At 42.3% G+C, this 12,543-nt stretch carries 10 protein-coding genes; 1 reads left to right on the forward strand and 9 read right to left on the reverse strand.

What is annotated here, in order from left to right; translation table 11 throughout:
* Nucleotides 1–169: 169 nt before the first annotated feature.
* The 9 genes from NFS43_RS08085 to NFS43_RS08125 all read right to left on the reverse strand — a co-directional run bounded on the left by NFS43_RS08085 (nt 170) and on the right by NFS43_RS08125 (nt 11,431).
* Nucleotides 170–1,618 carry a M20 family metallopeptidase gene (locus NFS43_RS08085; RefSeq protein ID WP_251551138.1) on the reverse strand — a complete coding sequence of 483 codons (1,449 nt, stop codon included), beginning with the start codon at nt 1,616–1,618 and terminating at the stop codon, nt 170–172.
* Between the two features lie 30 nt (nt 1,619–1,648).
* Nucleotides 1,649–3,007 (reverse strand): CapA family protein, encoded by a 1,359-nt coding sequence (locus tag NFS43_RS08090; RefSeq protein ID WP_251551140.1) that lies wholly within the window; start codon nt 3,005–3,007, stop codon nt 1,649–1,651.
* Nucleotides 3,008–3,046: 39 nt separating this feature from the next.
* A complete protein-coding gene (locus NFS43_RS08095; protein ID WP_251551141.1) occupies nt 3,047–4,372 on the reverse strand; it encodes an amidohydrolase in 1,326 nt (441 codons plus the stop codon).
* A 34-nt stretch (nt 4,373–4,406) separates the two neighbouring features.
* On the reverse strand, nt 4,407–5,420 hold the full coding sequence (locus NFS43_RS08100) for an ABC transporter ATP-binding protein (RefSeq protein WP_251551142.1): 1,014 nt from the start codon (nt 5,418–5,420) through the stop codon (nt 4,407–4,409).
* Nucleotides 5,410–6,411, reverse strand: coding sequence for an ABC transporter ATP-binding protein (locus NFS43_RS08105; protein WP_251551143.1), 1,002 nt, complete (start codon nt 6,409–6,411; stop codon nt 5,410–5,412). Before NFS43_RS08105 ends, NFS43_RS08100 begins: the two co-directional genes overlap by 11 nt.
* 36 nt (nt 6,412–6,447) lie before the next feature.
* A complete protein-coding gene (locus tag NFS43_RS08110) occupies nt 6,448–7,350 on the reverse strand; it encodes an ABC transporter permease (RefSeq protein ID WP_251551144.1) in 903 nt (300 codons plus the stop codon).
* A gap of 29 nt (nt 7,351–7,379) precedes the next feature.
* Nucleotides 7,380–8,333: an ABC transporter permease gene (locus tag NFS43_RS08115; protein WP_251551145.1), complete on the reverse strand. Its 954-nt coding sequence runs from the start codon at nt 8,331–8,333 to the stop codon at nt 7,380–7,382.
* Between the two features lie 173 nt (nt 8,334–8,506).
* A complete protein-coding gene (locus tag NFS43_RS08120; RefSeq protein ID WP_251551146.1) occupies nt 8,507–10,102 on the reverse strand; it encodes an ABC transporter substrate-binding protein in 1,596 nt (531 codons plus the stop codon).
* A gap of 72 nt (nt 10,103–10,174) precedes the next feature.
* Nucleotides 10,175–11,431, reverse strand: a complete 1,257-nt coding sequence (locus tag NFS43_RS08125; RefSeq protein ID WP_251551148.1) for an amidohydrolase — start codon at nt 11,429–11,431, stop codon at nt 10,175–10,177.
* Between the two features lie 298 nt (nt 11,432–11,729).
* On the opposite strand from NFS43_RS08125, the gene NFS43_RS08130 reads away from it, so the two are divergent.
* Nucleotides 11,730–12,509 (forward strand): alpha/beta fold hydrolase, encoded by a 780-nt coding sequence (locus NFS43_RS08130; protein ID WP_277613912.1) that lies wholly within the window; start codon nt 11,730–11,732, stop codon nt 12,507–12,509.
* Nucleotides 12,510–12,543: the final 34 nt, after the last annotated feature.

Below are 12,543 nucleotides of genomic sequence, written 5' to 3' on the forward strand. Positions count from 1 at the left end.
CCCTGATAATTACTAGTATTTGTAAAACATCTTACTTGATAATGCAGGATAATTGAAATTAATAATTTTAATTAGAATCATATAGAATTCTAATGGCAAATTTTCTTCCAAAAGAACTAAAAAAAGAGGACTGCTTAGCATTCAGAATTAAGCAGTCCACAATTTCATTTTAAACCAAAAGACTTTCTCTTAGTTTGGAAGGCTTGATATTGGCAGGGATCGGACATTCGTATGGATGATCTGCAAGCTGTTCTTGTAATTCCTGCTTTGCCTGCTTAATTAGATCTTGATTTTCCATCGCTTTAATAGCAGTTAACGCTAAGACCTTAGCGACCTGCAGCAGCCCTTTGTGGGCAATCGAGGACTTTCCTTGAGCTACCATCTGCCAGCTGTGCAGGACGGTTCCTAACGCAGATGTCGTATACATACATTGCGCAGTCGGGGTAATCCAGCTGACATCCCCCACATCGGTAGAGCCGGAAAGGAACCCTTTTCCGTCAAAAGGAATCAGCTCGGCAGTCAAGAACGGACCCTCTGGTTGGACAGGTAACCTCTTTAAATTTATTTCCTCACATAACTCAGTACTTTGTTTTTCAGCATCCGTTAATGTATTCCAAATGCTTTCGGCAAAATCATATTCTTCAGCCGTATAGGAAGGCATCCCAACCTCTTGGATCGACTGCTCTAAGACTTTGCCTAATGTATGGTTTGGGTTATAGTTGGAACAAGCTTTATCAAATACAATCTCGACTTCCGTTTCGGTCATTAACGCCGCCCCTTTAGCAATTTTGCAAAGACGGTCATAGATTTTCCTGGTTGCTTTCATGTTCTTATCCCTTACAAGATAAAGAACCTCTGCTTCTGACTGGACCACGTTTGGTGAAATGCCGCCAGAATTGGTAATGGCGTAATGAATTCGTGCTTCTTGGCTGACATGTTCACGCATGTAGTTAGCACCGATATTCATTAGCTCCACTGCATCCAATGCACTTCTACCTAAATGAGGGGTCGATGCTGCATGGGCACTTCTTCCCTTAAACCTAAAATATGCCTGAATATTGGCTAATGAGCTGCACCCTTGAACACCGGTCCGATTTTTTGGATGCCAGCTAAGCGCGAGGTCCACATCGTCAAATACCCCTTCACGGGCCATAAAGGTTTTTCCCGAACCGCCTTCCTCACCAGGACAGCCATAGAAACGGACCGTTCCTTTTAATTGATGTTCTTCCATATATTTTTTTAATGCGGCAGCAGCAGCTAAAGAACCGGTCCCTAATAAATTATGACCGCATCCATGGCCGTTCCCCCCCTGCTGAACCGCTTCCTGATAGTCGACATCACATTTCTGGCTCAATCCAGACAGTGCATCAAACTCACCCAAGAATCCAATAACCGGATTTCCTGAGCCATACTCCCCAATAAATGCTGTTTCAATACCAGCTACACCAGTTTGAACCTGAAATCCCTCTTTTCTAAGCTGCTCACTTAAATACCGGCTGGAAATAAATTCCTCAAATCTTGTTTCTGGATTTTCCCAGATAAAGTCACTGATAGACGTCCATTTCTCCTGTGTTTGTTCGATAAAATCATTTAACCAAGCTGCTTGCTTCAAAACCATTTCTCCCCCGTTCATACTATTATGTTCGCACTAAACAAACTTAACCTCAGGTGTCATTTTTTCTGCTTCCACGTTTGCATAAATCCGACCAATGCCATCTTCAATGATAATATTTGTTCCAAACGGTTCGGATAGCTCTTGCAGTCGTTTTAATATCGATTCATTTTTCGTGATTTCTGGAAATCCATTTTGATGGCGTCTTTTTCCGTGCGAAAGTTCTAATGGATATAGAGTTAATTCCATTAATTCTCCATCCTTCATCGTCCAAAAAGGCAGGACAGACTCCATCATTTCCGGAATATTCAATAATCCCTTTGTTCCGTTATGCGACTTCTTATCCATCGCCTGCATAACGCCATACTCATTCGGGATATGATGATTATCGTAAAAATCCTGAGGCAGGACATCAAGTGTTTCATTTTGAAAAATAAAATTTCCTAAACTATGAAAAATTGGTCTGCCACGGTAAATTTCTATGCCTCTCAAGGTATGCGGGCCATGGCCAATCACACCGTGTGCACCCGCATCAATGAATCTTCTCGCCGCTTTTCCTACAAAATCAGCGCCAATTTGCTTATTGGTCCCCTTCATTTCATGGGCATGGAAGTTTATCATCAAATAATCTGCCTGTCTTAATACATCATCAATAACCCCTTCGATGCGCTTCATATCTTTTTCATTTGGTTCGGTTATGAGACCCTGTTCCTCCCCTGTTTCAAACACCATCGGGTAGCCATATTGATCTCTGCCAAATGGCAGCATGCCTTCAGGGAACGGCAGCATAAACGCTTCCTTAATCGACATTTCCGTGAACGCATTCACCTCCGTTTTTTCGGCAATCGTCTTTAAGACTGCTAGTTCTTCAGAACTGATGATATGCCTTCGTATATGGCGAAGACCATTAATTCCCGGGCGACCTTTGATATTATGCCTTTGTTCTGTTGCCATGTGAGTCAAATGAGAAACAACAGAAACTGAAATAAACCCAATCCTTCCCGCAGGTGTATCCAGGAATATAGGTTTTCCCGCCTCATAAAGGTTCTCTCCAGTACCTGTATGTAGAATGCCAGCTTCGTCCAAATGACGGTTCGTTGCTTCGAGACCATCATAGCCATAGTCAAATGCATGATTATTTGCAGTGCCGACGAGATTGAATCCAAACGCCTTTAAATCGTCCAGCCGATCTGGTGTAGTTCTGATGTGTGTTCCTCCTGGAATCGCTCCGGGGGTACCTTCCTTGTTTAAAATACTAATCTCGAGATTGGTAATCCTTCCATCTGCTTGCTTAATAATATTTTCGATATTTTTGAAGCTGTCTTCCTCAAAGCTTGGGATTCGTCGTGTAGGCAGATAATCCCCTGTGGCTGCAAATTTGATCGTTTCCCTCATATCCTGGCACCCCTATCTCTCATCTTTAGTAGAAAAATATTAAACTACAGCATTTTTCACCTTTAGATTTTTTGTATTCAAAACCACTTGGGCCAATACCTTTATCCCTATTTTCATCCCTAGTTCATCGATATCAAATCTTTCATTATGATGACCGGCCGCAAGTGTTGTCCCAATGATTCCATAGGTCGCCAATCCCCCGTTATTTTTGACCCTTTCCATCATATAAGTGGCATCTTCAGAACCTGAGCTTTCATTCGTAAGGAGATGGAGCTTCTCGATTTCTTCTATATGTTTTATCGATTCCTGTACAAATTCAGCCAGTTCCTCGCTGCATTCAACCGATTTTGCCTCTCCGACGATATCAATATCGACATCAACCTGATGGGCCATGGCTGTCCCCTTCAAAATAGTTAGCGCATTGACTAAAATATACTCATTGACCTCAGGGGTATCACCACGGGTTTCAATCTTTAATTTTGCAGATGATGGGATTATATTTCTCCCTGTTCCTGCGTTTAGGACACCTACATTAATTCTTGAATTACCGCTCCCATGGCGCGAAATGGCATGCAGGTTCACAACCGCTGAGGCTGCTGCTAGTAAAGCGTTTCTGCCATCCTCTGGTTTTTTGCCTGCATGGGAAGCCACACCGGAAAAGGTAACATCAATTTTGGTGGTGGACAAATAGCCGTTATTGGAGCAAACTACCTCCCCCAGCGGCACTCCTGTCCCGATATGATTAGCAAAGAACAAGTCCACATCATCTAGCACGCCAGCTGCTACCATGGATTTGGCGCCTCTGACTCCCTCTTCCGCCGGCTGGAAAATCAGCTTAATTTTTCCCGATAATTCATCCTTTATCTCAGAAAACAGTTTTGCCGCACCCAACCCAATGGAGGTATGGGCATCATGGCCGCAGGCATGCATCATCCCTTCATTTACCGAACGAAAGCCTAGGGCTGCCGGGACATGCTCTGGATCATTGGCCTCTACTAAATCCAAGGCATCCATGTCAAAGCGAAGTCCAATTGTCGGTCCAGGGCGGCCAGTCTCGAGGATTCCTACAACACCGGTATAACCTCCTTTTACATATTCCAGCCATTTCGCATTGGCCCCTTGCTCAAGCGCTCGTTGTTCATGCTGCCGCAGGACCTCCTCTGGAGGAACACCCATTCTGGCTTGTGTATCAATAACTTCTTTTCCAATTTTAATTTCATATCCCCACTTCTCAAGCTTTTCCGCCACTATAGAAGCCGTACGAAATTCAAGCCAGCCGGATTCCGCGTGCTGATGGAGATCCCTTCTCCACTCAATCATTTCTGAAAAAATATCTTCTACTAGACTATTGATCTCCACTTTCATTTCATCACCCTATTCGAAAATTTTTTTCGGGGGATTATTGCTGTAAATGACATGCCACAAAATGTCCTGGTGTCTTCTCCACCCTTTTTGGTACAGCTTGTTTACAGATATCGGTTGCCAATGGACATCTAGTATGGAACGTACAACCTGACGGCGGATTAATGGGAGATGGAATTTCTCCTTTTAAATTAATCTTTTCTTGTTTCATTTTTGGATTAGGATGTGGGATCGACGATAATAGTGCTTGTGTATACGGATGAAGCGGATTAGCAAAAAGTTCATCCGTTTCTGCTTCCTCGACCATCTTTCCCAGGTACATGACGCCAATTCGGTCGGAAATATGCCTGACAACACTTAAATCATGCGCGACAAACAGATAGGTCAGTCCAAATTCTTCCTGTAAATCTTCTAATAGATTGATAATCTGGGATTGAATCGATACGTCCAGGGCCGAAACTGGTTCATCACAAATGACCAGCTTGGGGTTCACGACTAATGCACGGGCAAGACCAATTCTTTGCCGCTGACCTCCAGAAAATTCATGTGGAAAGCGATAATACGCCTCTGGATGAAGTCCCACTTTTTCCAGAATGTCAAATACTCGTTCCATCCGTTCATGACTATTCCCGATTTTATGAATCACCATCGGTTCTGCGATACTGTCTCCAATTCTTTTTCTAGGATTTAAGGAGGAATACGGATCCTGAAAAACCATTTGCAGGTCTTGTCGTTCTTTTCTAAACTCTAAGTCTGATAGTTTGAAAATATCCTTTCCTCCAAAAAACACTTCCCCTTCTGTCGGCTCCGTCAACCGTAGAATGGTCCGGCCAAGGGTACTTTTTCCGCAGCCTGACTCACCAACCAGCCCGTAGGTTTCTCCTTCATATAAATAAAAGGTAACATCATCTACCGCTTTGACAAATTTCTTGGTAACCCCAATCGAATTTTTAACCGGAAAGTATTTTTTGATGCCCTTAATATCCAGCAGTTTCTTTCTTGCAGACTCTGATTCCGGCTGTGCCTCCCATTTTACTGCTTCATGTTGCATTCGATACAGCCCCCTCTATCTCTTTATAGTGCCAGCACATAATTCGTTTATTGTTTTCCAGTGTTTCTAATGCCGGCTTCTCTTCGATACATTTGGCAGATGCATAAGGACATCTTGGTGCAAATCTGCATCCTTTCGGGATATCATTCAGGGACGGCACCATTCCTTTGATAATCGAGAGCTTTTGATTCCGATCCCCAGTGAGCTGGGGAATCGAATTAATCAGTCCTTGTGTATAAGGATGGAGCGGGTTTTCGAATAAGGAATCCACATCTCCTTCCTCGACTACCTCCCCTAAGTACATAACGGCAACTCGAGTACAATGCTGTGCAACAACCCCTAAATCATGGGTAATCAGCATGATGCCCATGTCCAATTTCTGCCGCAGGCTGTCAATCAATTCTAAAATCTGCGATTGGATGGTTACGTCCAAAGCTGTAGTCGGTTCGTCCGCAATCAATAGTTTAGGCTGACAGGCAAGCGCAATGGCAATCATTACCCTTTGGCGCATCCCGCCGGATATTTGATGAGGATATTCATGAACCCTTTGTTCCGGCGCCGGAATGCCAATTAATTTCAGCATTTCAATTGCTCTTTTATAGGCTTCCTTTTTCGAAAGCTTCTGATGGAGCATGATCGGTTCCATGATTTGATCACCAATTGTAAAAACAGGATTAAGGGAGCTTAATGGATCCTGAAAGATCATCGATATGTCATTCCCCCTAATCTTTCTCATCTCAGACAGGGGCTGCTCTAGAAGGTTTTTCCCTTCAAAATTAATTTCACCATCATACGTCGTGACCCCATTTTCTTCAAATAAACGTAAAATTGATTGAGCTGTCACACTCTTTCCACAGCCCGATTCCCCAACAATGGCTAACACTTCACCACGGTCCACATGAAGGGAAATTCCGTCAACAGCGGTAACCTTCCCTCTTTCGGTTTGGAAATGAGTTTTAAGCTTTTTTACTTCTAATAAGTGTTCTCCCATTTTCACAGCCTCCTTTCAGAACTAATCTAACCCGAATTATTTCTTCGAACGGTTTGTATGTGGGTCTAATAAGTCTCTTAATCCATCCCCAAACAGGTTCAAGCCTAAAACACTTAAAATTATGGCGATACCTGGAAAGAACGTCATCCACCAGGCAGTAAAAATCACCAATTTTCCATCATATAGAATGTTGCCCCAGCTTGGATCTGGCGCCGGCACACCCACACCTAAAAAGCTCAAGCCGGCCTCAATAATAATGGCATCAGCAAAAATAAAAGTTGCATAAACAATCAGAGGGGATAGCGTATTTGGTGCGATATGTGCCCAGATGATTCTTAGCGAAGAGGCTCCTTGGGCTTTCATCGCTTCAATATACGTCTGTTCCCGTACGACCAGCGCCGCTGAACGTACCACCCGCGCCACATAAGGGGTAAAAACGGCACTTAAAGCAATAATGACATTTTCAATTTTTGTCCCCAATGCGGCCATTAAAGCAATGGCCAATAAAATCGCAGGAAAAGCCATTAACCCATCACAAATCCGCATCAAAATATGATCCAATATTTTATAATAAGAGGAATATAAACCAACCACCATTCCTAAAATGGATGTGATAATAGCAACAGACAGCCCAACACCCATGGAGGCCCTTGCCCCATAAACGACCCTTGCAAATAGGTCACGCCCAAGATTATCTGTTCCAAACAAATGTTCACCACTTGGAGCTTTTAACCTGCTTGTCACTACCATTTCATATGGATTATAGGCCGAAATCATCGGACCAAAGATCGTGATGAGTAAGGTCAGCAGAAGAATGACACTCCCTGTTACCGTCAATTTATTTGAAAAAAATCGGCGAACAAACAAACGCCTTCTTTCCCGGTTAATGTCCCGTCTAAAATCGCTTAATTGTCGCTTTTTTTCAACCACCAGTTCCATTCAATAACCTCCATTCAGAGCAAGATGTTTTACGATTCTTTTTTCAAACGTACCCTCGGGTCAATGACACCATAGAGCAAGTCGACGATTAAGTTGATCAGAACATAGGTAACAGTAACCATTAATACCGTACCTTGAATGACCATATAGTCTCTTCGTTCGACAGAATTGATAATCAATTGTCCAATGCCGGGAATGTTAAATACCGTTTCGGTAACGGCTGCCCCGGCAACGAGTGTTCCAAAGGTCTGTCCAATTACGGTTAAGATGGGGATAAACGCATTTCTTAAAGTGTGCTTATAGATGACTTTCCGCTCATGGAGTCCTTTTGCCCTTGCTGTTTTAATAAAATTTAAGTTCAGGGTTTCAACCATTGAAGATCTGGTCATCCGTGCAATCAATGCGGCTTGGCCAGTACCTAAGGCAATAGCCGGCATAATGAGATATTTAATATGCTCCCAGAGTCCGGCACTTAATGGACGGTATCCAGCTACTGGAAGCCATCTTAAGTTTATGGCCAAAATAATAATCAAGAATAATCCGAAGAGGAAATGGGGGATGGAAATACCTAACAAGGAAATACCCATAAACGTTTGGTCGGTGACAGTACCCCGCTTTCTGGCAGCAAAAATCCCTAATGGCAATGCAATCAAAATCGCGGTAATTTGTGACAAAATGGCGAGCGAAATGGTAGGGCCAAGATGTTCAATGATGGCAGCCGTTACTGGTTTATCCATAAAAAAGGAATCTCCCAAATCACCTTGAAACACACCTTCCACCCAGTGGAAATATTGTTGGTAAACCGGATCATTTAGTCCCAGATGGTTCTTCAATTGTTCGACATCTTCCTGGCTGGCTTCTGGACCGAGCATAACGGATGCTGGGTCACCCGGGGTCAAATGGATAATCATAAACACGACAATTGAAACAATCAGAAGCACAGGTATGAGCGAGAGAATCCGTTTCAAAATATACGATTTCAAATAAATCAAGCCTCCTTCAGCAGAAATATAATGTGTAATAGAAAGATGCTGGTAAAAAGCAAGGCGAAACCTCACCGTGAAAATTCCAGGCTGAAGGTATTTCCCCCATCTTGAAATTGTTTCAGCGGTGAGGACTACCTTTCAAGACAGCCTCTTATTGTGCTATGAAGTGATTATTTTGTCAGACTAGTATTCCAAAGAATCATTCCTTCGAAATAGGTATTCCCCTTGATTTCTTGATTTCTATAGGCATGGAAAGTATAGTAATCACCGATTTTGATGTAAGGCACATAGTCCTTCCATACATATTCCTGCATTTCTTCCCAAACAGCATAAGCATCTTTATCTGAAGGAGCCGTCCGGATTTGCTCTGTGTACTGCTGCAGCTTTTCATCCACTGGCCAGCCGGCGTATCCAGGGTCTAACGGCAAGGTTTGAGTCGGCAGTGATACCGGGGAAAAGCCGGTAATAAAAGCATCCCAAGCAGCTGGGTCATTTCGTTTCGTTGTTAAGGTAGCCCAATCCACGACATCCAGCTTTACTTTAATCCCAATTTTTTCCATTTCTTCTTTCAAAACAACCGCAGAATTATAACTATACTCATAATCACGGGTAGTCAAAATACGTACCTCTTCCCCGTTATAGTTTGATTCTTTTAATAATTGTTTCGCCTTTTCTTTATCATTTTGGTTGTAATACTCTTTACCAGCATCTGTGTACCATTTCGCCTGATCTTTGTACATTAAGCCATTATCCAGACGGTAAAATTTATCATTACCATAGGCTCCGACTAATACATCCTTATTATTAATACCTGTGTTTACAGCTTGGCGAAGCTTTTGGTCGGTGAATGGGCCTTGCTTTTTATTGAATACCATCGTTAAACCGCCATATAAATTGAGGATTGGTTTCATGTCAGAAGAACTGGCAATTTGCTCATAGTTATCAGATGGTATTTGATAGGCAATCTGGTACTGGCCAGTTGTAATTCCGCCTAATCTAGTAGAGCCATCAGTGACGACTTCAAACATAATATTGTCTACTAAAGCTTCCTTTTTTCCTGCCAGGCCATCAGGCTTAGCTTCCACAGGCTTGTAATCATCATATTTTGCTACTTGAATATATTGGTCTGGCTTCCATTCCACAAATTTAAATGGCCCAGTACCAACAATTTCAGTGACACCTTCTTTAGGGGCATTTTCGATAATTTCCTTCGGCATAATTGCGGCAAACTGATTGGTTGACGCAATAACATCCAATACACCGACAGTCGGCTTTTCAATTTTTAATTCAACCGTATATTTATCTTTTTCTGTAAATTGACCTTTACCAATCGCATTGGCTGCCCGCGTTGATACTGTTAACCAACGGTTCATGGATGCCACAACATCCTCAGCTGTCATTTCTTTGCCATTATGGAATTTAACGCCCTGTCTTAAATGGAAGGTGTAGGTTAACCCATCTTCACTTTTGTCGACACTCTCTGCCAGCATGGGCTGCACTTCGTAATCCGGGCTCAGTACCAATAATGTTTCAAAGATATGTCTGGCAATTTCTTTGGTAGCCGTAGTGGTGGAGACTTGCGGATCAAGTGTTGGCGGCTGTGCATCAATGGCTACGTGAAGGTCTCCCCCTTTTTTCACCGCAGTGTCACCGCTAGCTGAATCTTTTTCTTTGCTCGTGTTTTCTGAACTACATCCGATTAAGGCAACAGACAGCAGCAACAAAACAGTGATAAGCCAACTGAAATTTTTTAAACGTTTTGACATAAATAAACCCCCTTTAAAATTAGTTATTAATGATTCGGAAAATGGTATGTATGGTTATAAAATAAAAATCTATTAAATTAACATACGTTTTCCGATTCTTACCAGTAGTTGAACTGCTAATGGCAGCACCGCTTCATCGATATCAAATTTATGATGATGATGTGGTGCCGGTAAAGGAGAACCAATATTCATATAGGTTGCTTTCCCTCCTCTTTCTTGTACCCGTTTAATCAGGAAAGAGGCATCTTCACTACCTAAACTAATGTCACAATCCTCTTTGAAACTAGTAAACCCCTCTATTTGCTTTGCCTCCTCAAGCACTACGGAAACCATTTCGGAATCTGGCTGAATGATAGTGGCCTCACCAATGGTTTCGATACTAGATGTTAGCCCATGCATCAGGGCACTATGTTCCACAATGGCTTTCACACGCTCAGCGAGATCGTCTTTTATGTCTCCTGAATCGGAGCGGACCTCAATGACCATAGAGGCTTCACTTGGAATAATATTGGCCGCTGTGCCGCCTTCTAAAATTCCGACATTCACCCGGGTTGTCCCTCCGCTGAACCGAGGAATCGCATGGATATTTAATAGAGCAGTTGCGGCCCCTAAGAGGGCATTTCGGCCTTTTTCCGGACTGCCTCCGGCATGTGATGGAACGCCGTAAAAGTTGGCTTTCAATTTGCTTGAAGCTAAAAATTTGGAATTTCCCCCGTGGACTTCACCAAGTGGGAGGTCTAAGCCAAGATGGGAGCAAAATAGAAAGTCCACATCATCGACGATCCCTTTTTTGGCCATGGAAAATCCGCCGCGTCCGCCTTCTTCTGCAGGTTGAAAAATTATTTTCAACGTGCCGGCAAATTCCCGATCTGCCATTCTTTCTGCTAGCAGCAATCCCATTGCCGTATGCCCATCATGGGCACATGCATGCATATTTCCAGAGAATTCGGAGGCAAATTCATTTATATTAGGATAATGATCTTCATCCTTGCTCTCATGAATGGGCAAAGCATCGATATCAAATCGGAATGCTACTGTCGGACCCTCCTTTTTCCCTTTTAACACCCCAACAACCGCTGTATTGCCGCCTTTCATTTTTTCGGCTATAGCTGGATCGGCGCCATATTTTATGGCTCTTTTATACGCTTCATCCAATTCGTGCATAGAAGGAACCCCGCGGCGGGAGGCAGAATCTATGGCATCCTTACCATAAATAACGTGATAGTCTAGTGATTTTAATATTTCTACCACTTTGGAAGCTGTTCGGAATTCAGTGAAACCTAATTCGGGATAACGATGAAAATCTCTTCTTAACTGTATGACGTCCATGAAGTCTCTCTCCTTTTCCCACAAATTAATGATTTTGGATATACCATGTAAGATTTTTTGACACCTTTCCATAAATTTATTAGAATAATAACAAAATTAAGATAATAAATAAAATAAGTTTTCTAAATCCTCATTATTAGTTTTTTTAATCATTGTTTCCCGATATCAGGTAAGAACTAAGTCCTGCGTGGAATGGTAATATTTCACAAAACTTTAAGTATTGTGGTGTAATTTCCGAGACTTTCATCCTATAATTATAGAAAAATAGGTTTCATACAGAGTTAGGAGGTGTTATGTTTTGCTTCAAGCAGAGGTTAATGGAGTCAATCTCTTCTATGATCGGCTCGGCATCGGGGAACCTTTAGTACTTATTCATGGTTTGGGAGAACGGATAGAAGGCTGGGAATTTCAGCGTACACTTGCCGAGCATTTTGAGTTAATTATTCCTGATTTACGGGGGTTTGGAAAAACCAGAGCCCCCCAAAATCAGGATATAACGATAAACGCAATGGCTCAGGACATCGTTGCCCTATTGGATCATTTAAGTATAAGAAAAGCCCATATTCTTGGTTTTTCTATGGGCGGCATGGTGGCCCAGGAGATCTATAAGATAAATCCGGAAAAAATAGATACCCTTATTCTGGCAAGCACACTTTTTTATGTCCCCAAGTGGTTAAAAAAACTATTGTTATTGAGCAATAAAAGGATAATACACCACTTGACGGTTGAAAAATTCAAAGCTTTTGCCACTTCAAAATGCCTGTACGATAAAAGTAACGAACACATTCAAAAAGTTATGCCAATCTGGTCCGATCACCTGGACGGATTTCTTCTCGGATTAATGGCATGTTTTGAAATCGACTATCGAAAAACGCTGAAAAAAATCACGGTGCCCACTTTAGTGATTTCATGTAACAACGATAGAATTTGCCTGCCCTTTAATCAAATAATCATGCATAAATTAATCCCAAGCTCGAACCTTTACAGAATTAAGGAAGCCGGCCATATGGGAAAAATTGAAAAGTCAGAGGAATTCAATTCAGCGGTAATAAACTTTTTAAATAACGTCTCTGCTTAAAAAAAGAGGAACCTTTTAGCAAAAGTTCCTCTTT

Source organism: Neobacillus muris (assembly GCF_943193175.1).
Lineage (GTDB): Bacteria > Bacillota > Bacilli > Bacillales > Cytobacillaceae > Neobacillus > Neobacillus muris.